Origin of the sequence: Serratia sp. X10 (assembly GCF_017811775.1) — a bacterium.
Taxonomy (GTDB): domain Bacteria; phylum Pseudomonadota; class Gammaproteobacteria; order Enterobacterales; family Enterobacteriaceae; genus Serratia; species Serratia ureilytica.
Window position 1 is genome coordinate 198,994 of sequence record NZ_JAEIOH010000001.1, and the last position, 23,503, is coordinate 222,496.

26 protein-coding genes, 3 tRNA genes and 2 pseudogenes are annotated in these 23,503 nt (G+C 52.5%); 19 read left to right on the plus strand and 12 right to left on the minus strand.

What is annotated here, in order from left to right; all coding sequences use genetic code 11:
- The first annotated feature begins 515 nt into the window (after positions 1 to 515).
- The 10 genes and pseudogenes from uvrY (at position 516) to J9788_RS25215 (ending at position 8,758) form a co-directional block, all read left to right on the plus strand.
- Positions 516 to 1,172, plus strand: a complete 657-nt coding sequence (gene uvrY / locus J9788_RS00925) for a UvrY/SirA/GacA family response regulator transcription factor (protein WP_004927947.1) — start codon at positions 516 to 518, stop codon at positions 1,170 to 1,172.
- Positions 1,165 to 2,997 carry an excinuclease ABC subunit UvrC gene (uvrC, locus tag J9788_RS00930; protein ID WP_071845073.1) on the plus strand — a complete coding sequence of 611 codons (1,833 nt, stop codon included), beginning with the start codon at positions 1,165 to 1,167 and terminating at the stop codon, positions 2,995 to 2,997. The genes uvrY and uvrC overlap by 8 nt, the downstream gene beginning before the upstream one ends.
- A 58-nt stretch (positions 2,998 to 3,055) precedes the next feature.
- Positions 3,056 to 3,604, plus strand: a complete 549-nt coding sequence (gene pgsA / locus J9788_RS00935; protein ID WP_033642639.1) for a CDP-diacylglycerol--glycerol-3-phosphate 3-phosphatidyltransferase — start codon at positions 3,056 to 3,058, stop codon at positions 3,602 to 3,604.
- Between the two features lie 144 nt (positions 3,605 to 3,748).
- Positions 3,749 to 3,824, plus strand: a tRNA-Gly gene (locus J9788_RS00940).
- Between the two features lie 308 nt (positions 3,825 to 4,132).
- A complete protein-coding gene (locus J9788_RS00945; RefSeq protein WP_182264770.1) occupies positions 4,133 to 4,897 on the plus strand; it encodes a hypothetical protein in 765 nt (254 codons plus the stop codon).
- A gap of 357 nt (positions 4,898 to 5,254) precedes the next feature.
- A pseudogene (locus J9788_RS25195) lies at positions 5,255 to 5,689 on the plus strand (RHS repeat-associated core domain-containing protein); the annotation flags it as partial.
- 570 nt (positions 5,690 to 6,259) lie between these two features.
- Positions 6,260 to 6,619: a hypothetical protein gene (locus J9788_RS00955; RefSeq protein WP_182264768.1), complete on the plus strand. Its 360-nt coding sequence runs from the start codon at positions 6,260 to 6,262 to the stop codon at positions 6,617 to 6,619.
- A gap of 317 nt (positions 6,620 to 6,936) precedes the next feature.
- Positions 6,937 to 7,611: a hypothetical protein gene (locus J9788_RS00960; RefSeq protein ID WP_182264767.1), complete on the plus strand. Its 675-nt coding sequence runs from the start codon at positions 6,937 to 6,939 to the stop codon at positions 7,609 to 7,611.
- Positions 7,604 to 8,311, plus strand: coding sequence for an RES family NAD+ phosphorylase (locus J9788_RS00965; RefSeq protein WP_182264766.1), 708 nt, complete (start codon positions 7,604 to 7,606; stop codon positions 8,309 to 8,311). The genes J9788_RS00960 and J9788_RS00965 overlap by 8 nt, the downstream gene beginning before the upstream one ends.
- Positions 8,312 to 8,365: 54 nt before the next feature.
- Complete coding sequence (locus tag J9788_RS25215) at positions 8,366 to 8,758, plus strand: SH3 domain-containing protein (protein WP_182264765.1); 393 nt, start codon at positions 8,366 to 8,368, stop codon at positions 8,756 to 8,758.
- On the opposite strand, the pseudogene J9788_RS25220 reads toward J9788_RS25215, so the two are convergent.
- A pseudogene (locus tag J9788_RS25220) lies at positions 8,755 to 10,368 on the minus strand (TIGR03747 family integrating conjugative element membrane protein); the annotation flags it as partial. The gene J9788_RS25215 and the pseudogene J9788_RS25220 overlap by 4 nt on opposite strands.
- 199 nt (positions 10,369 to 10,567) lie before the next feature.
- On the opposite strand from J9788_RS25220, the gene J9788_RS00980 reads away from it, so the two are divergent.
- The 7 genes from J9788_RS00980 (at position 10,568) to J9788_RS01010 (ending at position 15,347) form a co-directional block, all read left to right on the plus strand.
- Positions 10,568 to 11,110 carry a hypothetical protein gene (locus J9788_RS00980; RefSeq protein WP_182264763.1) on the plus strand — a complete coding sequence of 181 codons (543 nt, stop codon included), beginning with the start codon at positions 10,568 to 10,570 and terminating at the stop codon, positions 11,108 to 11,110.
- Positions 11,111 to 11,518: 408 nt separating this feature from the next.
- Positions 11,519 to 11,935, plus strand: a complete 417-nt coding sequence (locus J9788_RS00985) for a hypothetical protein (protein ID WP_182264762.1) — start codon at positions 11,519 to 11,521, stop codon at positions 11,933 to 11,935.
- 398 nt (positions 11,936 to 12,333) lie between these two features.
- A complete protein-coding gene (locus J9788_RS00990; RefSeq protein ID WP_182264761.1) occupies positions 12,334 to 13,914 on the plus strand; it encodes an SEL1-like repeat protein in 1,581 nt (526 codons plus the stop codon).
- A 16-nt stretch (positions 13,915 to 13,930) separates the two neighbouring features.
- A complete protein-coding gene (locus J9788_RS00995; protein WP_182264760.1) occupies positions 13,931 to 14,266 on the plus strand; it encodes a TfoX/Sxy family protein in 336 nt (111 codons plus the stop codon).
- Between the two features lie 155 nt (positions 14,267 to 14,421).
- Entirely contained in the window at positions 14,422 to 14,826 is a 405-nt protein-coding gene (locus J9788_RS01000; RefSeq protein ID WP_182264759.1) for a DUF5413 family protein, read from the plus strand.
- A 351-nt stretch (positions 14,827 to 15,177) separates the two neighbouring features.
- A tRNA-Cys gene (locus J9788_RS01005) sits at positions 15,178 to 15,251 on the plus strand.
- Positions 15,252 to 15,261: 10 nt separating this feature from the next.
- Positions 15,262 to 15,347: transfer RNA gene (locus tag J9788_RS01010), tRNA-Leu, on the plus strand.
- A gap of 119 nt (positions 15,348 to 15,466) precedes the next feature.
- Here the strand turns inward: J9788_RS01010 and J9788_RS01015 are convergent.
- The 11 genes from J9788_RS01015 to J9788_RS01060 form a co-directional block, all read right to left on the minus strand.
- The gene (locus J9788_RS01015) at positions 15,467 to 16,477 is read right to left on the minus strand and encodes a tyrosine-type recombinase/integrase (protein WP_182264758.1); all 1,011 of its coding nucleotides are present in this window, start codon (positions 16,475 to 16,477) and stop codon (positions 15,467 to 15,469) included.
- On the minus strand, positions 16,477 to 16,710 hold the full coding sequence (locus J9788_RS01020) for a DUF4224 domain-containing protein (RefSeq protein WP_182264757.1): 234 nt from the start codon (positions 16,708 to 16,710) through the stop codon (positions 16,477 to 16,479). The genes J9788_RS01015 and J9788_RS01020 overlap by 1 nt, the downstream gene beginning before the upstream one ends.
- A gap of 55 nt (positions 16,711 to 16,765) precedes the next feature.
- Positions 16,766 to 17,104, minus strand: a complete 339-nt coding sequence (locus tag J9788_RS01025) for a hypothetical protein (RefSeq protein ID WP_182264756.1) — start codon at positions 17,102 to 17,104, stop codon at positions 16,766 to 16,768.
- Positions 17,104 to 18,030, minus strand: a complete 927-nt coding sequence (locus J9788_RS01030; protein WP_182264755.1) for a DNA cytosine methyltransferase — start codon at positions 18,028 to 18,030, stop codon at positions 17,104 to 17,106. Before J9788_RS01030 ends, J9788_RS01025 begins: the two co-directional genes overlap by 1 nt.
- The gene (locus J9788_RS01035; RefSeq protein WP_182264754.1) at positions 18,027 to 18,479 is read right to left on the minus strand and encodes a hypothetical protein; all 453 of its coding nucleotides are present in this window, start codon (positions 18,477 to 18,479) and stop codon (positions 18,027 to 18,029) included. Before J9788_RS01035 ends, J9788_RS01030 begins: the two co-directional genes overlap by 4 nt.
- Entirely contained in the window at positions 18,476 to 19,261 is a 786-nt protein-coding gene (locus tag J9788_RS01040; RefSeq protein WP_182264753.1) for a hypothetical protein, read from the minus strand. The genes J9788_RS01035 and J9788_RS01040 overlap by 4 nt, the downstream gene beginning before the upstream one ends.
- 1,006 nt (positions 19,262 to 20,267) lie before the next feature.
- Entirely contained in the window at positions 20,268 to 20,531 is a 264-nt protein-coding gene (locus J9788_RS01045; protein ID WP_182264752.1) for a hypothetical protein, read from the minus strand.
- A 287-nt stretch (positions 20,532 to 20,818) separates the two neighbouring features.
- The gene (locus tag J9788_RS25145) at positions 20,819 to 20,944 is read right to left on the minus strand and encodes a hypothetical protein (RefSeq protein WP_255552137.1); all 126 of its coding nucleotides are present in this window, start codon (positions 20,942 to 20,944) and stop codon (positions 20,819 to 20,821) included.
- A gap of 20 nt (positions 20,945 to 20,964) precedes the next feature.
- Positions 20,965 to 21,351 carry a hypothetical protein gene (locus J9788_RS01050; RefSeq protein ID WP_370576301.1) on the minus strand — a complete coding sequence of 129 codons (387 nt, stop codon included), beginning with the start codon at positions 21,349 to 21,351 and terminating at the stop codon, positions 20,965 to 20,967.
- A 313-nt stretch (positions 21,352 to 21,664) separates the two neighbouring features.
- Positions 21,665 to 21,808: a YoaK family small membrane protein gene (locus J9788_RS01055; RefSeq protein ID WP_370576302.1), complete on the minus strand. Its 144-nt coding sequence runs from the start codon at positions 21,806 to 21,808 to the stop codon at positions 21,665 to 21,667.
- Positions 21,809 to 22,468 carry a S24 family peptidase gene (locus J9788_RS01060; protein ID WP_182264750.1) on the minus strand — a complete coding sequence of 220 codons (660 nt, stop codon included), beginning with the start codon at positions 22,466 to 22,468 and terminating at the stop codon, positions 21,809 to 21,811.
- 83 nt (positions 22,469 to 22,551) lie between these two features.
- On the opposite strand from J9788_RS01060, the gene J9788_RS01065 reads away from it, so the two are divergent.
- Both J9788_RS01065 and J9788_RS01070 read left to right on the plus strand, forming a co-directional pair.
- Positions 22,552 to 22,749, plus strand: coding sequence for a Cro/CI family transcriptional regulator (locus J9788_RS01065; RefSeq protein WP_182264749.1), 198 nt, complete (start codon positions 22,552 to 22,554; stop codon positions 22,747 to 22,749).
- 27 nt (positions 22,750 to 22,776) lie between these two features.
- Positions 22,777 to 23,310 (plus strand): YmfL family putative regulatory protein, encoded by a 534-nt coding sequence (locus J9788_RS01070; protein WP_182264748.1) that lies wholly within the window; start codon positions 22,777 to 22,779, stop codon positions 23,308 to 23,310.
- The last annotated feature ends 193 nt before the right edge of the window (positions 23,311 to 23,503 follow it).

The window sequence follows — 23,503 nt, forward strand, 5'->3', positions numbered from 1 at the left end:
CGGGTCATCCATTGTCGGCCAGTTATTTCGAGGCGGTTAACAAGTATTTGCCCGGCACGTTATTGTTGAACAATCGGGGTTATTATAATTATTGGGGGCGGTAGCACTGATTTTGCCGGTGTTGGTCGGTAATAATAGTTTTGTACGCCGGCGGTCAGGCTCGCGTTGGCTGCGGCTTTTGGTACGTCTTTAAATATCAAATGATTACAAACAGCCAACAGCCGTGTTAATATTATTCATGTCGTGATTGCTTACACAGATTTCTCCCTCGCGGCATGATTGTCGCGCTATCCTGTGTCTGACGCAGCGCGACGAAATTATTTTCGTCGCTCGATCTTTTCCGACGGGACGATTTATCGGCGGCATAGACGGCTAAAATTGAAAAATCAGCTATGCTCCGCAAAGTTATTCGGAAGTATGTATTAATCTGTGTTCATTCTTGTCTGAAAAACAAGTAATATCTCTGGCGAAAACAGAGGCTGATTGCGTTACTCCCTTTTTTTGGAGAATTTTCCTTGATTAGCGTTCTTCTTGTTGATGACCACGAACTGGTGCGCGCAGGGATACGACGCATTCTTGAAGATATCAAAGGTATAAAAGTTGTCGGTGAGGCCCAGTGCGGTGAAGACGCCGTAAAATGGTGCCGTGGCAACGCTGTCGATATCGTGCTGATGGACATGAATATGCCGGGCATTGGCGGGCTGGAAGCCACGCGCAAGATTGTGCGTTATGCACCCGACGTCAAAGTCATCATGCTGACTATCCATACCGAAAATCCCTTGCCCGCGAAGGTGATGCAGGCGGGTGCCGCCGGCTACCTGAGCAAGGGCGCCGCGCCGCAGGAAGTGATTAACGCCTTGCGTTCCGTGCATGCTGGGCAGCGCTATATCGCGTCTGATATCGCCCAGCAAATGGCTCTGAGCCAGCTGGAGCCGCAGGCCGAAACGCCGTTCAGCTGCCTGTCTGAGCGCGAGCTGCAGATCATGTTGATGATCACCAAAGGCAAAAAAGTGAATGAGATCTCGGAGCAACTGAGCCTCAGCCCGAAAACGGTGAACAGTTACCGTTACCGTATGTTCAGCAAATTGAATATCAGCGGCGACGTCGAACTGACCCACCTGGCCATCCGACATGGATTGTTCAATGCGGAGACGTTGTTAAGCAGTGAATGACCGTTTTGATGCCAAAGCTTTCCTGAGTACCGTCACCAGCCAACCTGGCGTCTATCGTATGTATGACGCCACTGGCACGGTGATCTACGTTGGTAAAGCCAAAGACCTGAAAAAACGTCTCGCCAGCTATTTTCGGCAGCAGGTCAGCAGCCGTAAAACCGAAACGCTGGTTAAAAATATCGCGCAAATAGACGTAACGGTTACCCATACCGAAACAGAAGCGCTGTTGTTGGAACATAACTACATTAAATTGTACCAACCGCGATATAATGTTCTTTTGCGAGACGATAAATCTTATCCGCTGATTTTTCTCAGCGCCGATACCCATCCCCGTTTAGCGGTGCATCGCGGCGCCAAACACGCCAAGGGCGAATATTTCGGTCCTTTTCCCAACTCTTATGCCGTGCGCGAAACGCTGGCGCTGCTGCAGAAGCTGTTCCCGATCCGCCAGTGCGAAAACAGCGTGTATCGCAACCGCTCGCGCCCGTGTCTGCAGTATCAGATCGGCCGCTGCCTGGGCCCCTGCGTCGCCGGCCTGGTGAGTGAAGAAGAGTACCGGCAACAGGTGGACTACGTGCGGCTGTTTCTTTCGGGTAAAGATCAACAGGTGTTGCACCAGCTGATTGCCCGCATGGAAGAAGCCAGCAAGCTGCTCAATTTCGAAGAGGCTGCGCGCATACGCGATCAAATTCAGGCCGTGCGCCGCGTTACCGAGCGGCAGTTCGTGTCGGGCGACAGTGACGATCTGGACGTCATCGGCGTGGCGTTCGACGCCGGTATGGCATGCCTGCACGTGCTGTTCATCCGTCAGGGCAAGGTGTTGGGCAGCCGCAGCTATTTCCCTAAGGTGCCGGGCGGTACGGATATGAGCGAAGTGGTGCAGACTTTCGTCGGCCAGTTTTACCTGCAGGGCAGCCAGGCGCGCACGCTGCCCGGCGAGATCCTGTTGGATTTCAGCTTGCCGGAAAAGGACCTGCTCGCAGAATCGCTCTCCGAGTTGGCGGGGCGCAAGATCCAAATTCAGAGCAAGCCGCGCGGCGATCGCGCCCGTTATCTGAAGCTGGCTCGCACCAACGCGGCAACGGCGTTGACCACCAAACTTTCGCAACAGTCGACGATCCATCAGCGGCTGGCGGAATTGGCCAAGGTGCTGAATCTGGCGGAAATCAACCGTATGGAGTGCTTCGACATCAGCCATACCATGGGCGAACAGACCGTGGCTTCGTGCGTGGTGTTCGACGGAAACGGCCCGGTGCGTTCGGAGTATCGGCGCTACAATATTAGCGGCATCACCCCCGGCGATGACTACGCGGCGATGACGCAGGTGCTGAAACGCCGTTACGGCAAAGCGCTGGAAGAGAAAAAAATCCCGGATGTCATTTTCATCGACGGCGGTAAAGGGCAGCTCGGCATGGCGATCGACGTGTTCAACTCGCTGAACGTCACCTGGGACAAGAATAAACCGTTGCTGATCGGCATCGCCAAAGGCGCCGATCGCAAGGCCGGGTTAGAAACGTTGTTCTTCGTGCCGGAAGGCGAAGGGATTTCGTTGCCGCCGGATTCGCCGGCGCTGCATGTGATCCAACACATCCGCGATGATTCACATAATCATGCGATTACCGGTCACCGGCAAAGAAGGGCGAAAGTCAGAAATACCAGCGCACTGGAACTGATTGAGGGCGTAGGGCCGAAACGGCGCCAGGTGCTGTTGAAGTATATGGGCGGACTGCAACCTTTGTTGAACGCCAGCGTGGAGGAAATTGCAAAAGTGCCGGGTATTTCACAAGCATTGGCAGAAAAGATCTACAATGCATTGAAACACTGAGGGCAATGTAGCAACATACTCTTAATTTCCACTTTAGCCAGATAGTTACCGTAGCATTATGCAATTGAATATACCGACTTGGCTTACCCTGTTTCGCGTAGTTCTGATCCCATTCTTTGTGCTGGCGTTTTACCTGCCGTTCAGCTGGGCTCCGATGGTTTGCGCCGTTATCTTTGTGTTTGCCGCTGTCACCGACTGGTTTGACGGTTTCCTGGCGCGCCGCTGGAAACAAACGACGCGCTTCGGGGCGTTTTTGGATCCGGTCGCGGACAAAGTGATGGTGGCGGTAGCGCTGGTGCTGGTGGCGGAGCACTACCACAGCTGGTGGATCACGCTGCCGGCGGCCACCATGATCGCCCGCGAAATCATCATTTCGTCGCTGCGCGAGTGGATGGCGGAAATTGGCAAACGCAGCAGCGTGGCGGTGTCCTGGATCGGTAAAGTGAAAACCATGGCGCAGATGATGTCGCTGGTGGGCTTGCTGTGGCGCCCGGATCGCTCTGTGGAATATGTGGCGATCGGCTTGCTGTATATTGCGGCGGTGCTGACTTTCTGGTCGATGTTCCAATATTTGAACGCGGCGCGTAACGATTTGCTGGAACCGTGATCGATACGCTGCAAAAAGCGGCAAACGACCGTGATGGGCCAACAATTTTATTGACTCATCACGTCAGGTAAGTAGAATGCATCGCATCAGACGACAACGATGAATTGCTGAAAGATAGCAAAGAAATCAGTCAGTTCTGGTAATGCGGGAATAGCTCAGTTGGTAGAGCGCAACCTTGCCAAGGTTGAGGTCGCGAGTTCGAGCCTCGTTTCCCGCTCCAAACATTAGCCTGTTGAATCCCCGTGATTCGGCTGGTAAGGAAAAGGGGCTTCGGCCCCTTCTTCGTTTTCTATTTCCTTCCTCTGTCCTCCATCAATCTTTAATCAGTGGCTATGTCTCTGGCCGTCGATTCAATACCTCGAAGCAACAGAATCACGCATTCTTTTTCTTGCATGATGTACTTTTTCTCCCGTCGCAAATAGTCTGAACATCCAGGTGGTTTTTCAGCCGTTATTACCGTCCGGCGATGGTGAACAAACGACTGCAGGAAAGGATATTTCCGTGAATCTGATAACAAGGAGGTAGGTTATGGGTATGCACTGTATTTTGTGGATCGTCATGGTAACGATATTGTGGCCTTGGCCTGCGAGATCGACAGTCGACGATACCGTCGCGTTCACTGTTGAAAATTACGCGCTGCGTTACCCGTATGCGAGCCCTACAGATAATCAGGCCGCTTTGGCCGGGATGCTAAAGAGCGCAAAAGTGACCGGCCACTATTGGAAATCGAGCAGAGTGCTAAAGCTTACTCGCTGCATGACCGGCGTGACGTGCTATCCCTCACCGCATTTTGCAGATGATTTGATAGACCACACGGTGACTGTGCGGCCGCATATCATATCGGGCACGCCGACGCGCTTCACTTTCAACCTCCCCGTTAGCCACCGTGGTGCGCAGCTGGACGGGGTCACTTTGATGTTGCCTCTGAAACCTGTGTGGCGCCAGCCCAGCGTGCAACAGGCTTTGCAGCGTGCAGAGGTTGCCTTACCGGAGTATGCAAAGACCCGACACGCTTTGGAGATGGGGGCATCGGTGTCTGTTAATCTCGCGCTGCCGAAAACGCTGGGGGAATTTGGACCGACGCTGAATTATTGTGCGGGGATACCGAACCCGTTGAGCTGGAGCCACTCAGGGGTGCTTTCGATGAGGATCCTCGTTCAGCAGGCATCACACGCAAATAGGCCATGGCCGTTTATCGAAAGCCCCTGGACTTCGGCTAATTTTGGAACGGAAGAGAGCTGTGCAACCTGGCGGCCTGAGGTAGAGAACAGCTACCTATGGCATAACGAGTAGCAAGGCGCCGTTGGACTTTCGTTCTCTTTTTGAGGATTAAGCTGTTCAGATGATGCAGAAACGCGACCGCGGACTCCCGGAACACTCGTTTGCTGGATGCAGCCGTTAAACGGTGAAACAATAATTTGATACGTCGGGTGGTTCGCCATGCAAGAAGAAAATAACGCGGCGTATGACACCATCCGAGCACTCAGGCACAGCCATGCTGCGCTGTCGCCTCGCCAAATCGCTGGACAACCTGCTCAAGCAATATGCCGGCACCCACTACCAGTACGATGCGCGGGCAACCTGAGCACGCCGCAGGAGCTGACGGACGAGCAGAGCGAGATTGCGTGAGCCGCCGAGTATCGCGCGTGGGGTGTGGTGAAAGAAGCACTGCGCAAGGCATCGGATGGCCGTGTCGAGCTGCGCAACCCGATCCGGTTCCAGGGGCAGTACCATGACCACGAGACGGGGCTGCACGACAACCGCTATCGGTACTACGATCCAGAGGTGGGGCGGTTCGTCACCAAGAACCCGATCGGGCTATTTGGTGGTTGGAATTTTCACATCTACCCATTAAATCCAAACAATCGAATCGATCCTCGCGGACTTGAGCCTGAACCAAAGCCATGTGCACAGCGAATTCTCGATGCCGTGCATAGGCTAAATAATCAAAATCGCTATAGCTATGAATCTGGGTACGGGTTTGGTGAGGGGAAAAACAAATGCAATCTATTCATCTCAGATGTCCTCGAAGACTCTGTTGCCCTTCGGCGAATCATGGATGATTTTGAATTTGGGGGCCGATGAAATTTATAGAATCACTGATTAATAGGCAATCGCACGAGGTTGTCGTGCGATTGCCGGCGCGGAATGGCCGGATACCGAAGCGAAGCCCCACCCATTCGGAGAGGTTTGCCCTGTGGACGCGCCTCATTTCTCGCATTTCTCAGGTGTTGTTGCGTCAATCCGACCGTCACGCGGCGGTCTGACTGACGTTTACACGCAACAGGCGGGGCGGTACCCCTGTTAACAATTCGGGTTCCTGCGTAGATACTCGATTTTTGCCGCCGAGGCGATGCGCAAGACGAGCGAGCCGAAGGCCTGCCGCACCTGTGCGCGCAGAGTGCGCTGTGCAGGCATCGGTGACAGTACCGAAGGCTTGGCGTCACCTCTATGGCGGGCTATCCTATGGTGGACTATCCCCGCTAACGCGATAACGCCACGACGACAACTATTGACGAACTACGGTTTCGTATTAACGCTTTACGAACTAGCTCTAAACGAAAAGAGGTCGCAGAGATTGCGTTCGCATTAGAGTACCTGTCGCTAACAGTTTCTCCCTTGCCCAGGGATATATTTTCACTATATCTGGAGGTGTTGTCGGATCCTCTAATTTTCTCTAGGCAAGGTATAGAGGGCTTCATTTCTGGAATTTACAACGACTTTGAGAAGCTCACCATCGATCAAAAAGGCTTCCTATTGGAAGCCTTGGTTAACAACTCAAAAGGGTATGGCGATGAGAATTTGTGCTTCTCTGTTGGGGATATGATCGCTCGAAAGTACTCCGTCCAAGTTGCACTGGACGCTTTCCGCCGGATGTGGGCCTCGGGTGAGAAAAACTCCCGATTCATTGCTCAATTCGGCGCAGACGTTCTATCCCTTTCTCAGCCAAAAGATGAGGAAGAGCGTAGTGAACTGCGCAAGTTCAAACGCGAGATCGGTTTGAAAGAACAGTGATTATCGTCCCAGATACACCGCCGTAATCTGCGTGCGCTCATGCCCAAGCTCGCGGCTGATCGCCTGCCGCGCCTGTGCATCCACGGCGCGCTGCGCAGTGTCAGTGACCGTGCCGAAGGCCCGCTAGCGGCCGGAGCCTTCCAGCCCGTCAGCGCCTCGTACCGATCCTGCGCGTAGCCCAGGATCTCACCCGAGAGGAGAGGGACTGCTTGGGCTTGAGAAGTCCTGTATCAGTACACCTATGAGGGAGGACGCTTGAGGATTATCCAGGATATGATATTGTCTAATAATCGTGATAATCAACAAGGAGTCAATCTATGAACGTCGTTCACGACCATCAAAGGGTCTCTACTCTTGTTGGAACCCCAAAAGAAATTCAGGACAAGCTCCGGAAGTCGCATGCCGATAAGGTGATGGTGCTCACTTTCGAGCACATGAATGCCCATGTGCTGAAGACCTTGACTGAGAACATGTCAAACGTTGCCTCGTCGATGTTCGAAGCGCTGCTGACACGGCAGGATCGCGAAGTCGTGGAGCGTTTGGCTGACGCGCTCGTTCCGCGAAAGCCAGCTTCGCCACGGCTGCTCAAGGAAGCGATGATGCTTGCCAGGGCGCGCAAGGCCGTGCTCGACAGTGGCGATTGGCTGACGGCTGCCGAGATTGCCCAGTTGGCCGGGCTGAGTGCGACGAACCCCAGCACCCAACCCAACAAGTGGAAAAAACAGGGGCAGATATTCGCCATTCACCACAATGGCGTCGACTACTTCCCTGACTATGGCCTGGACCGGAGTACGAACTTCCGGCCGTTGAAGGCCATGGCCAGGGTCATCGAGGTTTTTGCCGAGCATAAGGATGCCTGGGGCATGGCCTACTGGTTTCTTTCGGTCAACAGCTTCCTGGGAGGCAAGCGGCCGCAGGACCTGCTGGCGACGGCACCGGATAGAGTGATCGACGCCGCAAGGGATGAAGTGCAGGAGATAGCGCATGGCTGATCGCCGGCGCCCATCTTCCGGCCCGGCGCCGGCCTCGGCGGTTCCTGATGCCGGTACTGTCACACCGGTACCTCCTGACGCTCCGGACTTCACCATGACGACCGTGGAGGCTGGAGCCGTATTGCACCGCGTGCACCCTGGTCGGTACAACGCCGACCAGTTCAATCCAGGCACGCAGGGCAATGCGCGCTTCAGCCCTATCCAGAACGCCCAAGGCGATGCCATTCCCACCTTGTACGGCGGCTCGACCATGGACTGCGCCATCATGGAAACGGTATTCCACGATGTTCCGTACGCGCCAGGTTTCAAGACGCTCGACAAGAGCAAACTGAGCGGGCAGGTACATTCCAAGGTCGAAGTGACCCATGATCTGCAACTGATCGACCTGGCCAGCGTGCCATTGCGCAAGCTGGGCGTTACCCGCAAGCAGCTCATCGACACGGAAAAGGACCAGTACCCGGCCACCCGCCAATGGGCCCAGAAACTCCACGAGAAGGCCCCACAGGCCCAAGGGCTCTCCTGGATATCCAGGCAGGACGACTCGGCGCGTGCCGTGGTGCTCTTTGGAGACAGGATTCCTCAGGGAGCGCTACAGCAGCAGGGGAGCTCACGCAGTCTGGTGGACGACGGCGGAGCCTATGACGAAGTGTTGAACCTGGCCGCGCGATTAGGCGTGCTGATTGTTCCGGGTATGGATTGAGACGATGTCATGGCATCTTTCCTTACTGGAGGGATGCCAGGTTGCGAGGTTTCTATGCTCTATGTTTTTCCTGCGGATACATTCGGTGTTGCGATTGACGACTATGCGCGCCCCTATGAAAACCCGATCTCCGTGGCAAAGGGGGATGTCGTTCGCCCGTGTGTAGACGGCTCTATGAGTACCGACTTCATGGGATGGACGTGGTGCATTGGATCCGACGGGCGCGCGGGATGGACGCCTGACAGTTGGTGCGACGTCACTGACGAAGGATGGCGATTGAAACGGGACTTCTCAGCGCTTGAGCTGACTGTCCGAAAGGGCGATCGCTTGCTCCTTCTCTTCAGCGAAAGCGGTTTTGTCTTCTCCGAGAGTAGTAGTGGCGAACGAGCCTGGGTTCCGGATGCCGTCTTGGCACTCGAAACGACGTCATGCGTCGATATCGCCTAGAGATACTTCTTGAAGCTCCCTGCGGCAATGCTCATGGCCAGTCCCAGCAAGAGCGCGCAGGGAACGAGTACCAGCAATGGATGCACGCTGATGGGCAACGCCAGGTAGATCACCCAAGGCAGCACGGCTAGCGGCATCAGGCTCGCGCGGGCGCGGTGGTAGACGAATCCCGATTCCCTGCCGGCGCTGAAGCGGCGCAGATCCCGCCTCACCAGTCCGTCCACCGGGCCGACAAAGGCGGCCAGCAGAAACAGCGGCAAGCTCATGCAGAGCACCAGCAGCCGCAGCAGGAATACCAGCGCCATATAGGCCGCGGCGATCAGGTACTGCTCCAGATGGACGTAGACCAGACCCAGGTAGTAGCGGAAGTCATGGGCTGTTCGCGAGGCGGCGGCGTTGGCTCGCTGCGAGGCATCCCGGATGTCGGTCGCCAGACCAGTCTTGACGAAAACCCACTCGTACGCCTGTTCGATCAGCGCCCGGGCGGTGCGTCCCTGCTCTTGCACGAGAGTACTCCGGGTGAACTCGCTCGATAGCTGTGCCAGCTCGAAATTCAGCATATCCCTAGCGTGGCGCCATCCGTGTTCCGGCCGGAACAGCGCCATGCATACACACTCGACCACGATGCTCAGCACCAGCGCACCCACCATCACGCCGAAGAAGCGAAACGGCTCAGCGTGCAGGTTGATCGCCACCTTGGTTCCTGCCTCGCCACCGGGAAGGCCATCGTCGATACCGAATTTGTAGATATGGCCGGCGACCGAAACCAGGTCGGAGAACATCGAGTTCCCCACCGCCGCGGCAACTTCCGCGTCAGAGAGTGCATCCAGCCCGACGTAGACGACAGCCCGCTTTCGGATGATCTGCATCCAGTCGAAGATGGGACGGGGATCGTCCAGGTCCGAATAATTTGGCGCAAGAAGTTGCGCGGTCTTGCCTGTGGTGAGCTTTTCCAGGAGCGGTAAAAGCGACGCAACGATCTTGTCGAAATAGGTGCGGTCATAGCGTACGGCACTGCGCAATCCGTCCAGCACCGGATCGTAGACCCGAACCTGAGACCGGTACTGTTCGAGGGCGACGACGTGTTTCTCGCGCCCGACCATGTGCCGCGGGATGTTCTTGTCGTTGATTCTGGCTTCGAGCTGGACGATGACTTCCCATGCCTTCGGGGCGCTCTTGGCAAAGTACTGCGCGGCGTATTCGATGAACAGCGCATCGATGTTGACCACATGCCGCTGGATCAGCAGGTAGTCCGGCCGCTGGCCGAGCTCGACCAATGCGCGGGCGATGATGTTGACGAAGCGCCAGGCGAATTCCCTGAACGCGGCACTGTTGCCTTCGCTGGAGAGCTGGCCGGCGATGCGCGTGGCCACCTCTGAGATGCGGCCGAAACGGCCCACCGCGTTGTAGCGCGCGCTGAGGTCTGGCCAGCCCAAATGGAAGACATAGAACTCACTCTCGCGACCGGCACGCTTGGCTTCGACGTACATCCGCTTGAGCAGGTTGACGTCGCCTTTCGGATCGAACACGATCACCACCTCGTGCTGTCCATGGACCTTGCGTCGAATGTCCTGGGTGATCAGCAATTCGGCTAGGCGCGTCTTGCCGACCGTCTAAGTAATTTTTCGCTATGCAGGTGAGCATATTGCTCGCTAATTTCAGCGTTGTTCCTATGGAATATTCTCTTTTCAGGTTGGTCTATTTCCTTTCCATCCAAAATAGTAGATAAGGAACGTTTGTATAAACCTGAAGGTAGAGTCTATCGTGAAAACAGCCATTCGGGTTCCCCTCGTCGGGAGCGTGATCAGTATGGTCGCCAGTCTGGCGGCATTTTATAACGTAGAATATCGGCCATGGTCTGATAACGAGTTGCCACCTTGGTTTATTTGGTTTGGCATTCAAATTGCGGTAGTGGGATGGATGACTCAGTTGCTCCGTCAGAAAAGGTGGCTTTGTCGCGGTGCGATAGTAATTTCATTACTGCTGCTTTGGACGTTATGGCCTGCGAGAATGAAGGTCCACTTATTTGAGAAAAACCCCGATTCTGTGTATGGATTGCCGTATCGGATCGACTACGAGCCGATAACGCGCTGGCAATGGCGCAACATTTATCCCAACGGGTTAAGTCCAGGTAGCAGTGCGTTTTCAGGCACGAAGTTTGAGTTTGCGAGAGTCAGAGGAGCGACGCTTGATGAAATGGACAATGTTTCTATTCGCGATTACAGCTGTGAGGCGTTGAGGGTGGTCTATTGGGGGCCTATATCGGTCATGTATGCACGGGGATTTTCCGATAATCAAGAAGACTTCAATCTGAAGGAATGCACTGTGATTGAACCTGATACGGAGGGCTAACACATGAGAGTTATGTATCTTATTGGCTGGATACATTCATCTGCCGTCGGTTGTTAAACGGCGACCATTCGCTGAGTCTGTTGAGCGATTATTCATGACGGGAAAGTGGACGACTGGCGATATTTTAAATTTGATTGTCAGTTTACCATGATGAGATTTTATGCTTCGAAGTTAATTATTTTTTTTCATTATGTTTTTGTTTTTTGGTATGCGTATTTTTTATTTATTTAGCCAGAGAGAGGAGAGCTGAACTTTATGGGGGTGAGAAATGAAATTAATGATATTCATTAAGCTTAGGTGGCGACGCTTCCTCTTGCGGTTTATCGCTTATCCGTTCCGAACGGTTTTGGGTATAAAGAAAAGAGCGGGTTCTAAAGTGTCTATAGGAAAGTATGTCGGGGAGGGGGCGTGAATCGAAAGGTTTTCTTATTCTGGGGTGGCATGGATTTATTTTTCACTATCCATTTTCTTTGGCTCAATTTAAGTCATCGGCAGATTCCCTTTTACACAGATTTTGTCGTGCTGGATGAAATGGAGCAACCGCTCTGGTTTTCTGGCTTTTGGTGGATGTTGTCTACGGTATTGGTCATATCGATTGCGATTTCCGCCAGGTTATTCCTGAGTGAAAATTGCTTCGCGCGTCGCTGGGCTTATATGCAGACTCCGCTGCGTATCATACTGGCTGAACCATCGCTATCCTTTCTTCCTTGGCTATTGAGTGTTACAGAAAGCCGTAATCTGGTTCTCAATTTTTCACTGCTTATTGGTTCCGAAGCGTTGAAAGTCTATTCCCTACACCGGTCTCGAGAAGCGGGGGCGTTTTAAACCGACTCCCAAAGGATTGAGTGAGATGGACAGCATTTCATTTTGTAATTAATTGTATTTCATGAGGAAAGATATGTTAACGCTTATTCTGCTTTGATTTGTCGGCATAATATTCGTTTACGTCAGGTTTTGGCCTTATGAGATTGCAGTGCGGAAGTTGTCTGCGTTTCTTCGATGCAATGCTCTGGTTAGGCAATTGCGGCTTTGTTAACGGGACATCCTGTGCCAGCTATATCCAAACATAATGGATCGGGAAGGGGACTTTTTGCTGAAAGGCGAGTGCCGAGTCATTCCGGCTTGCCGCCTGGCTGCCTCGCAAGGCTGGCTCAGCACAATATGGATTTGAAACAGCCCGCTTTGTTGACGAACTTAAAAAAAATACTTTGGAATTTGTCAATATGATGCATCGTCTTCTGAGAGTTTTTAGAAAAAGCAAGGCTGAGGCGCAGTATCAACTGGGCCGGAGATATGAGGATGGGGATGGAGAGGCACAGGACTACGCCCTGGCCGTGATGTGGTATCGCAAGGCGTCCATGAACGGCCATGCTATGGCTCAGCATGCTCTGGGCTCAATGTATATGCACGGTCTGGGCATAGATCAGGACGATGCTCTTGCCGTGGCATGGTGGCATAAGGCTGCTGAGCAAGGGGATGCTGCCGCCCAATCTGATCTTGCGTTTATGTACTCCACAGGCCGAGGCGTAGCACAAAGCGATATCCAAGCCGCTGCGTGGTGGCAGAAAGCGGCGGATCAGGGGTATAAGATTGCTCAGAACTGGCTTGGCGGTATGTATGAAGCGGGGAGAGGCGTCGCCCAGGACGATACACAGGCGGTCGACTGGTGGTATAAAGCCGCAGAACAAGGGCACGTTATAGCTCAAGTCAATATTGCCGGAATGTACCGGCTTGGCAGGGGGGTGAAGCAGGACGATGCTCAAGCCATATATTGGTGGCGCAAGGCGGCAGAACAAGGCAGTGCAGAAGCGCAACGGAATCTCGCCAATATGTACGCGACAGGTGAGGGCGTTGAATGGGATAGCGGTCAAGCTGTGTTCTGGTGGTGTCGTGCGGCCGAGCAAGGCGACGTAATCGCCCAGGCAAGCCTTGCTGCTTGCTACGCTCAGGGTGAGGGGGTGGCTCAGGACGACGTCCAAGCGATAACGTGGTGGCGTAAGGCGGCGGAGCAAGGGCATGCTGTTTCTCAAGCGAACCTTGGCTCCCTCTACATGGATGGTCGTGGCGTTGCCCAAGATGAAGAACAGGCCGTTGCCTGGTGGTGTCAAGCTGCAGAGCTGGGCAATGAGCTGGCCAAATTCAATCTGGATGCCTTGCATGTTCTCCAGCGGGGTGATAGCACCGAAGCCGTCGAATGGTTACGCCGCGCCGGTGAACAAAGCGACAACGATGCTAAGGGCATACTCATGTTCGGTGAACGGCTCCCTGCCGTAGGGGGGATTGAGTCGCTGGTGTTAGACGGGACAACTTATTTTTTTGGATTCGACTACAGGAGCGATCTGGTGCTTTCACGGTTGTTCGATGATATCGACGCGATGGCATTCTACGCCAGCTTGAATATGCTGCAATCTGACGGAAAGCACGATGTGGCCTATTGGCGAACGTTGGCTAACGAGGCTGTAGATGCGTCGGAGTTATCGCCTGGCCTTGAAAGTCAGACCTTTTCTAGTCAGGCGCTTGGGTTGACGCGCCTGAACTTGCAGCGCGCTTGTCAGAATAATTCGACGGTGCCTGGTTTTTCAATTTCGTATCACTTGCTTTATCTGCTTGAATCAGCTGGTGGGTGGGAGGCGGATATGGGCGATATCCAGACAGAGATTCGCATCATTGCTGGCGATAGGCCTTTGAAAGAAGGCGAGAGCGTTTCTAAGGTTGCGCAAGACGTGCAAGCGCGACTGAAAGAACTGCTCCGCTGCGCGCCCGGGAATTGGCGGGAGTTGTTCGCTGTCCTGTCTCCGGAATAAGGAATAGGGGAACCTGATGGCCTCAAAACAGAGTACGGTAGAATTTATCATCAGCAATATTTTTGTTTCGGATACGGTTTCGGCAAAGAAGATGTTCGGTGAGTATGGCATTTATTGCGGTGAGAAACTGGTCGCGCTGGTCTGCGACGATCGATTGTTTATCAAACCGACGCCGGGCGGTAAAGCGTTCCTGAAGGAAGGCTTGGAGGCTGCGCCTTATCCTGGTGCAAAGCCCTGTTTTGTGATTCCGGCAGAGCGTTGGGAAGATAGCGCCTGGCTTTCCCAATTAGTCTCTATAACTTACGCTCAGTTGCCTGTGCCCAAGAAAAAAGCATCGAAGAAGTCCACTTGAACCCCATGAGTCATGGCTGCTCGTCGGATGGGGGCACCTTTGCACTGCTATCCATAGGTCAAATATCCACTGCCGGTATCATAAGGAACGGAGGTATAGGAGGAGGGATGAAGTCTGGCGCTATACGGCATCTGGTAAGAAGAGGGGCAGGATGTATGATGTTCTTCGGCCTGGTTGCCCCGCCGTTGGGGGGGATGTTGATGTTGCTGCTGATGACGTTTGGCATCAGTGGGTATGTGGATCCCAGATATTTCAACGTCGGTGATGCGTTGGGAGTGTTGGTGCTAATTGGGACTTTTTCTTATGCACTCGGTTTTTTGCCGGCATGTCTGGTGGGGGCTATCGCCGGTATCGTCCATTCCCGCATTCGCCGGTTGCGGTGGTTTCTGCTGTTATGTGCGGTGCTGTCCGCCATTGCTCCCGGTTTGCTGAATGCCGATCAGCGTATTTTTGGCGCGATCGCTCTCTTACCGGGAATGTTCGCCGGGTTTTTATGGTGGCGCCGGAGATTGCGTGATGCCCCGACTGATGAGGTTTTGCACGATAGCCCTTCGCCATAAGCAAGCGAAAAGCCGGGGAGGGCTATTCCTGTCGAGAAAAAGAACCGTTTTGCCCGTGAATTCCTGAGTCGATGCATATAATATCAACATTCCGCTTGCCTTTTCGTTGGCATTGTGAACAGTGCGCCCACAAAATAAGCAGTTGAAAGCGTTAGAGAACTTTTTGCTATTTCGGGGGGTTGCCAAGGTGGGGGGTTTAGTCCATAATGCAGTCCATCGATTCGGCAGTAACGAAATAAATTACTTAAGAATCAGATAATTAGGATGAGCGATTTTATCATCGCAATCCCGAAGAACAAAACGAAGTGGGTGATTCACCGGCTTTGGCCTGAAAAGGCAAAACAGAATAAAGGCGCGTTAACAAAGCGGTTATGTAGCGGATTGCAAATCCGTCCAGTCCGGTTCGACTCCGGAACGCGCCTCCAACTTTCCCGAGCCCGGGTGGTGAAATCGGTAGACACAAGGGATTTAAAATCCCTCGGCTTATGGCTGTGCGGGTTCAAGTCCCGCCCCGGGTACCAGGGAACGAAAATACCGAATAATCAAAGCAATAAGTAGTAATGTCGTAGACCGCCGAGAGGCGGTTTTTTTGTTTCCGCCCCACGATTCAGAATATCACTTCATAATATTTGCAGGCCTTCTACTGCTCGCCAACAGTAGGGACTATGGCAATCTTCCTCACATACTTTGCGGTCTGTTCAACATTCTTGTGGCCGGTGATCGCCTGGCGGTCATATAGATTGCCTTCAAGATCTGAAACACCTTTAGCCTTCAGGTCATGGAAGGTAAAATCGAACTCCAGTTCAGGGAAACGTTCTTTAGCCTCCTGTTTTGCTTTCATCCATCGGCTGTTAAATCCATCGCGGGTGTATTTTGCCCCTGATGGTTGGTGGATGACATAGATGCTGCTCATACCCGGTTTTAATGGCAATGCTTTGGCCGCAGAGATAGCCGCCTCCAGGCGCTTTCCCCAAGCCTTAATCTGAGCAACTCCAGTCTTGCTTTGCTGAATGAGGATCCCTTCTTCACCAAGTTGGCTCTTCCTCATGGTCAAAATATCAGCCTGTCTAGAGCAACAAAGGAAGGCGATTTCCATAGCAATCTGAACTACCGCCGGCGCCACAGAGAAAAGGGCATTATATTCAGTGTCCGTGACATATCTGGTTCGCGTCTTTTCCTTAAATTGCTTAACACCCTTACATGGGTTCCCCTTCACAAGCCCACGCTCATATCCCCATCTGAACACCCTGGAAGTAAAAGCCTTCTCTCTATTTGCTTGAGTACGACTCTTCAAGCCTCGTTTGTCCATGTATTTCCTAATGTGCTCAGGCTTGATTGCATCAGGGGCAAGCGCACCGAACACAGCTAAGACCTTCATAGAGTATTTTCGGTAGTCTTTCTGCGTTTCCAAAGCCAACTCCATGAAGTCAGCTGATTGGAAGAATTGTTGAACAAGATATGAAAAATCATTTTTCTTCTGCTGATCGTTGATCAGTTCCTCATACGCTGCCCATACCTGTGCCGGCGTTGAGTCGAAGCTACATAAACGAATGGTTCCGCCAAGTTTAGGTTTGAATTCATATGCGGATCTCCCCCGGCATGTGCGTGGTGGCATCCAGTTGTCAGCAGGATTACTGCGTTTTCGTCCCATTAATCTAAAGCCCCAAAATTAGGTTGAATACCAGCGTCAACCTGAGGTTGATTTCTCAGCGATACTGGGTAATTAAAGTGGCCCCATGTAGTGCTGGGGCGTCCATCTCTGCGAGTGATAAAGAAAATGCCGGCAGTTCTCAGTGCTTCACACTGCTTCGATGCACTTTTGTAACCCGTAATCCGTTCAATATCAGAATCAGAAATGATGTCGTTCTCGTTGTTATCCTGCATAAATCCTCCACACGGCAAGCCCGCCGCATACGGGCATCAACTTAATCGTGACATGTCACACTGTTAATTTCGTTTCGTGCCATCCCAGGGTAAGCCAGCATGCTCCATCACCTACGCACGGACATTCTTTTACCGGCAGTTTATCGCCACATTTTTTACAAGATCGCTGCTGCTGGTGGTTCAATGTCTGCTGATACTCAGCATGGCATCGCCTGATAAGCAGGCCCACAACCTCGTTGAAGTCATAAGGTATGCGGCCAGGGCGCAGGCCAGCTAAAAGTTCCTGCGCCATCTGTTCTTCTTCTGGCTCCAACTGCAGCTCACGAATAACGATCCCGCCTTTCCGTTGCCTAGCCCGTTGCGCTGCTTTACGTTCAGCATCTGTCTTGGCCATCACGCTTGCTCCTTCAGTGCTTTCAGCATCTGATACATCGCCTCAGGTGGCACTGCGTTACCGGCCATGTGAACGGTAAGCTTGTGCGATGATGGCTTGATGTAGTCGGCAGGGAATGACATGGCCAGCATATTCTCTTCTTTCGTTAGAATGCGCATGTGGTCACCGTCAACGATCGCCCATCGGTCACGAGTAGTGATAGTGCCGATCGGACGCTGCAGAGAGCGGCCTGTTTTGGTATTTCCGTAGTACGAAATCAGGAACCGGTCACCGAATTGATCGCGCCCGTTTTTAACCCTGTCGAGTGTTGCCACTGCACGTCCTGGCTTGTTAACCGGCGACCAACGACCGTCTTCGAAATCAATGAACGATTCCGCAGATGCGTGAGGCAGTTTCGGCAATTTCAACGTCAGTGGGTTCTTGCTCTTGGTGCAAACGATGAACATACGAACACGGTTCTGAGGCACACCAAGATCGGCACAGTCAACGATGTGTGACGCAAGAGAATAACCTAGGCTCTGCATGGCATGCTCCCACGCAGGGAAAAGCGCCCACTGCAGGAACTCCGGCACATTCTCAACGATGATGTGATCTGGCTTCAGAACCTCAGCTGCTGCAGGAACGGACCAGGCTGTTGATCGGCTTGCATCATGTTGCGGGTTGCCATTTGCTTTACCACGCGCCTTGCTATGGCCCTGGCAACATGGTGAGGCCAGTAGCAGATCTAATTTCGGAACCAATGCCAAAACAGACGCAAAGTTAGCCTGATGTAAGTCTTGGCACGCATGAACAGTATTTGGGTGATTTAGCGTGTGAGCATCAACAGCTTCCTGCCAGTGATTGGCCGCCCAGACAATTTCAACACCTGCTTTTGTCGCACCAGTAGATGAGCCACCGAGGCCAGCAAATAAGTCGATACCTTTCATTTGGCCTCCCGCAGCTTCTTAGCGAATGAGCGAGCCATTCCCGCGTAAGCGCCTGGAGTGGTGTTGTCCGGCTTGACTGAGCACATAGCCATGGCGGTTTTGTGAAGGTCATCTGCAAACTTCTCCACTCCCTGCGCCTGGATAGCTGCAATAGCAGCGCCTATCTCTTCAACAATGTCGTCAAGGTAGGCTTGCCAGTTGCTCCACTCTGGACGCTCTCCAGTAACGGTTTTGTATATTGAGGCCAGCGCATTTCTTGCGGCATCGCGCTCTACAGTAAGCGCATTAACTCGATCTGCTAGCGCATCGCGCTCAGCCTCAAGCGCGCTCACCTTTTGCTGGTGGGCATCAAACCGAACGTATTCACCATGCTCCGCCTCTCTGGCGAACGGCTCAAAGCGAGCCGCGTGCATAGCGTAATCAGGGGTAAACCGTTTGATGGATGTCATTCGTCGTCTCCCAGCACCCAACGGAGCGCCTGAGCGTAATCACCGCTCGCACCCTCAAGGGCTTTCGTGATTTCTTTTCGGGACTTCATGCGGGGTTTGGCATCGCCAATCACCTGGCGCTGCCGGCGCGCCTTTTCGTGGCCTTTGGTGCCAGCAGTTGCCGCTTCAACCTCTTTCACTTTTTCGCGCTGTTCGTCGGGTGAGAGGTACGCCAGATGGCGCGCCTGGGTAACGGTAATCTCGCCAGATTCAACCGCATCTTTAACTGCCTGAGTGGCATCGAGTAGGGCGAGTGTGGCGCGGATCGTCTGCACGCCGACGCCAAACATCAGTGACAAATCTTCTTCATCGTGGCCGCGTTCCAACGCATCGGCCATCTTCTTGGCTCGGCCCAGCGGGGTATCGGAACGCCGAATTTCGTTGGCGCTGATCATTGCTTGGGCCATGCGAACAGCAGACCCGCGTTTTGTTACGGCAGGGACGAATAACAGATCCTTTCCTGCAGCTGCCAATCGTTTGTTGCCCTCTACGGTATGTCGAACGCGCTGACGGCCATCAACCACACAGGACAGGCCTGTTTCAGGATCTTTCCAAACGATGATAGGTTCCAGAACGCCTTGGTCCATGATGTTTAAAACCATCGACTCATCCAGTGGCAAGTGAATGCGCTCATCGTAGAGAGGGTGCGATCTATCAGTTACCAGATGCAGCCTTTCGGGCTCAAAATTGAGCACGTTGGTTTTTCCGCTGGCGCCGTAGGCTTCAGTAGAGTTCTTGGCCATTTAATTACTCCACACTGATTTTCGGCAAAGGGAATCCCTGCCAGAAACTGGCAATTTTCCGCAGATAGAAAATCGGTTTTTAAGAAGGGAGGGCCAGACGCCCGCATAGCGCTGGCTCCCGGTTAATTACTCACACATCAGGTGGCACACCGCACCGGGTATTTATACTGTGTAGATATAAATTAGGGGCCGACACAGTACGCCACCAGATATGTGAAAAAATAGCGGCCAGCCTATGAACATTATCTTCACCCCTTGTTGGTTGAAGTTCGGCGTGTCCGCCAAAGACTACACACAGCAATTGCATTTTTGCCGGATATCTGCGCTCGCTTTCGCTGCAGTGCCGCCGGCCCGGCGCATTTGGTGTGGTGGCTGGTAAACAACGCCCCTGAAGTTTCCAGCCTTGAACCACTATCAAAAAGAGCGATCCTCTCCCGCTATTGGCGAACCCTCTCCGGGATTCGGTACTAACGTTCGCCGGGGTAGATGCAGTTTTGCACGCCCGCGCTCTTTGATAGTGGTACTGACCTTCCAGCCAGCTCGGTGGGGATAGCAAGCGAACCGCTGAACGTACCCACTCGGCGGATTCGCCATTTCGGATGCCGCCGCATAACTCCGAATGACCGATTCAAATTTCTGGCTACTGCTCTACGATTGCTGTGACCTGTCACATGATGAAATCCTCCATCTGCGCGCCTGTTCTCGTCATGGGGCAGGCTCCCGGTTCTCATGTTCCCTCTGAAGCCGTCATAGCCGAAGCTGATAGCAGCAGGGGAGAAAAGACGCTTCACATTGGGCCGACCACTCATGGTTAGGATCCGTCACCGCTTCCAGAATTAAGGAGTCGGGAGTGATCAGCCCGATGTGCGCCGTTCACCAGGCGACGTGAACAAAAATCCAAAGTAAAAACCAGAAAACAGCACAACCAACAACGCAATAAACCAAAGACCGCCAACCTCTTTTGCTCATGATTGCCTCGGTGGCGCCCCGTAGGGCGCGGTGAGTGCTAGTCGATGCCGTAGGCGTTGCGCTGGAAATCATCTGCCGCCAATCCGTCGCAGAGTTGTTCCTCCGCCGCGCCGCGTGCAAACCAATGCGCCCATTCCGTGGCAGTCCGTGGCGGCAACGGGTTTCCGTTGTAGTCGTTGTAAACAACGTCTGCTTGCTCATTGCATTGTTCCAGCGATTCCTGCAGCTGGCGTTCAGATACATCAGCGCCGTGCTGCTCATAAATCGACTTCAGTTGCTGCATAGAAATCTTGGTGGCCATCGTGTAACCCTCTACTGCAAGCCTGGTTTAGCGAATCATCCCGATATTCGTATGCCTCGGGCGGCTACTTCGTGGGCGTCCTGCCTGTTCGCTGCTGATGGAATGACATTAAGATATCTTAAATTTAAAGTCAATATCAATGTAAAGATAACTTAAATGAGTTGCGCGGCAGTGGGTGGAATGGTGGAATCAAGGGGGAGCAGGTCAATCGCAGTAGGGGGATTGGCAGGAAGAGGGCACAAAAAACCCGGCGCGGTGGCCGGGTTTCTATTGCATAACAGAGTTATTTATGCGGCTTTCTTTTGTGAGTCAACAACTCCAATCGCCGCATTTAGCTCTTGCACACGATGCAAGCAAGCTTCCATCTGGTTGAGTAAGTCAAGCGCTTTAGCGAAGTCATTAGTTTTGTTCATATTGGTTGCTCCTTTGGTAATCATATGTATGGCTTAGAGTCCAAGGCAGCTATAGCCCCACATAGCGAGTCGAAATCATCCGAGGCTATGGCTTTAGCTAGCTCGTCTGCCAAGTCAATGTACATGTCTACTTCGTTCAGCTCTTCAGCTTTATCAATGCCGAGAGCTTTAGCTGCGGCTTCAGACAAAGCCCGGAAAACCCGCAACTGATTAACCACTTCTTCAAAAGTCGGGTTGTGATTTTGCAAATCGGAAAGTGGCATCACTTTTGCTTTTTTTAGCAGTGAGCTAACTTCGCCAATAATCGCATATGTAAGGCGATTAAATCGCTGAACCGCCTTCTTGTGCAAACTTTCAATGCTCTCTTTTTGGAAGTCTATAACGTTTGCATCTAGATCTTGGGACACTAAGTATACTCCTTATATATGCGCTGCAGTGCAGTTTTTCAACAGGTTTTACCTATCGTTTTAATCTTTTTTTTGTGGCGCGCATTTTACATACAAAAAAGCAACTTTGGTACTACTTTTGATAATGGTTTTTTAAACAGTATTAGTCAGCCGTTCTACGTCGTACCCTATGTAATACAACATAGCGTATAAGTTAATTTATAGGTTGACTTTTTATGCGGACTTTGATGAATCCGATTAATCTTATGCTTGCGCACGCCTCATCAGACCACTAGCTATACAGTCCTATCTCTGTTTCTACCCAAGCGCCTCGTCAGTTTTCTGGTATTGCATACCCGCCGATGATGAACCAAGCCAGTAGCACTACAGCGGCCACGATGATGGCAACGGGAAACATGTATCCGATTTTCATTTTATTATCGACTCTGGAACTTATGAAGTGTGAGATTGCTAACATCTAGCGTATGGAGTGATTAACCTCTTCATCCTCAACATGGCGAGAAGCCTTTAGGATGCCGGCCACATACTCCACTTTCAGCACTGCGCTTTGCGGTAATGTTATCGGTCTATGGTCTTGATTGATGCTGGTAAACTGGTAGCCGCCTTCGCGAGTGTAGTTGAGCACCTTAATCATGTTGTGACCGTCAGCTGTGCGAACGAAAACTTCATCACCAGAATGTACTGAGGTACCTGGTTCGATTAGAACTAACTCACCAGACTGAATGCGTGGCCACATGCTATCCCCCCGAACACGAAGCCCGTAAGCATTCGGGTCGTCACTATAAATCTTTAGCCATCCACCACGGTACTCGACCATGTCGATCATGCCATCAACTCCTAAAACGGCATCACCAACTACAGGGACAAGCCCAGGTCGAACCTTGCCTATATATGTGATGTTTTCGTCGATCGCATCCCCATACAAGAGATGCGATGGAGAGCATTCTAATGCTGCCGCGAGAGACATCAGATTATCCCCCTTTGGCTCTGTTTCAGATCGCTCCCATTGTGAAATCGCAGCGTTAGAAACGCCGACTTTTTTAGCCAGTGTTACTTGGCTCAACTTCTTTGCCTTTCTCCGCGCATGAATGCGCTCGCCCACGGTTTCTTTTTTCATAGTTAAGCAATCTTAAATCTAGTTGACTTAAGATTCCTTTAGTCAAATAATTGAAGATATCTTAAAATAATTGGGGTGAAAAAATGCTTAAGGAAAAAGTGGTCAAGCACTACGGCTCTCAGCGTGCAATTTCCGCTGCTCTTGGAGTCAGTGATTCGGCCGTATCTCAATGGGGGGAAGTCATTCCAGAGAGAGTTGCTCTAAAGCTAAGCCGCATCACTGGTGGAGCTCTTGTATATGACCCGTCGTTTTACAAAAAGTCTACCGCGCCAGCGGTTTAACCAAAACCACAGAAGCGGAGAAACCTTGTGGACAACAAAGACTTTCCGACCCAGGACGACATTAGCGAAGCGATACACAAGCTGATCACGTTGTTCCCAGGTAAGTACAGCGCGATGGCTCAGCAGTTAGATCCAGTTTCTGGTACTGAAAACGCATTACGTAACCGCGTTCGCCAGGTGTCTGGTCAGGTCGTGCCATTGGGCATGGCAGCTGAAATGGAGTCAATTTCTGGCCGCAGCGATATAACAGAAGCCATGTGCAAACGTGCTGGTGGCGTTTTCGTGAAGCTACCGGAGATTGAACAGGTGGATAACGAAGAGTTGCTGGTGAAGTTCAACGAACTGATGTCGGCGCTGGGACTGTTTGCCAAGGCACATAACGAATTTACAGCTGATGGGGTATTGGACAGCAACGAGAGCAAAAAACTGAAAGCGAGGGGTTACCGGATCCAATCGCTGGTGGCTGAGATTTACGCGGTGACAGTGATGATGTTTGGAGAGGGTGACGCCCAGGATATGCGGTCCCGGGCGTCGAGTGCATCAATTAAACGTGTGGAGTAATTAACGCATGAACAGATTAGCAGATAGTCGGCTGCGTGGGCAATTTCGGTGTGTGGCTTCAAGCTGTTCAAAGCCGCTCATGCCGTTGCGTTATGTGATGAGAATACCGGGCGGCTGGATGCCTGTCACCCACAGCGCTTTGCGGGAAGTTGTGGATCGTTTCAAGTATTTGGCTCTGCCGGCGCCGGGAGCG

Bases quoted from the DNA above. Each gene is read 5' to 3' on its own strand.
- pgsA (WP_033642639.1), top strand. From the start codon at position 3,056: ATGCAATTGAATATACCGACTTGGCTTACCCTGTTTCGCGTAGTTCTG.
- J9788_RS00945 (WP_182264770.1), top strand. From the start codon at position 4,133: ATGGGTATGCACTGTATTTTGTGGATCGTCATGGTAACGATATTGTGG.
- J9788_RS00960 (WP_182264767.1), top strand. From the start codon at position 6,937: ATGAACGTCGTTCACGACCATCAAAGGGTCTCTACTCTTGTTGGAACC.
- J9788_RS00965 (WP_182264766.1), top strand. From the start codon at position 7,604: ATGGCTGATCGCCGGCGCCCATCTTCCGGCCCGGCGCCGGCCTCGGCG.
- J9788_RS25215 (WP_182264765.1), top strand. From the start codon at position 8,366: ATGCTCTATGTTTTTCCTGCGGATACATTCGGTGTTGCGATTGACGAC.
- J9788_RS00980 (WP_182264763.1), top strand. From the start codon at position 10,568: ATGGTCGCCAGTCTGGCGGCATTTTATAACGTAGAATATCGGCCATGG.
- J9788_RS00990 (WP_182264761.1), top strand. From the start codon at position 12,334: ATGATGCATCGTCTTCTGAGAGTTTTTAGAAAAAGCAAGGCTGAGGCG.
- J9788_RS00995 (WP_182264760.1), top strand. From the start codon at position 13,931: ATGGCCTCAAAACAGAGTACGGTAGAATTTATCATCAGCAATATTTTT.
- J9788_RS01000 (WP_182264759.1), top strand. From the start codon at position 14,422: ATGATGTTCTTCGGCCTGGTTGCCCCGCCGTTGGGGGGGATGTTGATG.
- J9788_RS01015 (WP_182264758.1), bottom strand. From the start codon at position 16,477: ATGGGACGAAAACGCAGTAATCCTGCTGACAACTGGATGCCACCACGC.
- J9788_RS01020 (WP_182264757.1), bottom strand. From the start codon at position 16,710: ATGCAGGATAACAACGAGAACGACATCATTTCTGATTCTGATATTGAA.
- J9788_RS01025 (WP_182264756.1), bottom strand. From the start codon at position 17,104: ATGGCCAAGACAGATGCTGAACGTAAAGCAGCGCAACGGGCTAGGCAA.
- J9788_RS01030 (WP_182264755.1), bottom strand. From the start codon at position 18,030: ATGAAAGGTATCGACTTATTTGCTGGCCTCGGTGGCTCATCTACTGGT.
- J9788_RS01035 (WP_182264754.1), bottom strand. From the start codon at position 18,479: ATGACATCCATCAAACGGTTTACCCCTGATTACGCTATGCACGCGGCT.
- J9788_RS01040 (WP_182264753.1), bottom strand. From the start codon at position 19,261: ATGGCCAAGAACTCTACTGAAGCCTACGGCGCCAGCGGAAAAACCAAC.
- J9788_RS01045 (WP_182264752.1), bottom strand. From the start codon at position 20,531: ATGGCCACCAAGATTTCTATGCAGCAACTGAAGTCGATTTATGAGCAG.
- J9788_RS25145 (WP_255552137.1), bottom strand. From the start codon at position 20,944: ATGAACAAAACTAATGACTTCGCTAAAGCGCTTGACTTACTCAACCAG.
- J9788_RS01055 (WP_370576302.1), bottom strand. From the start codon at position 21,808: ATGTTAGCAATCTCACACTTCATAAGTTCCAGAGTCGATAATAAAATG.
- J9788_RS01060 (WP_182264750.1), bottom strand. From the start codon at position 22,468: ATGAAAAAAGAAACCGTGGGCGAGCGCATTCATGCGCGGAGAAAGGCA.
- J9788_RS01065 (WP_182264749.1), top strand. From the start codon at position 22,552: ATGCTTAAGGAAAAAGTGGTCAAGCACTACGGCTCTCAGCGTGCAATT.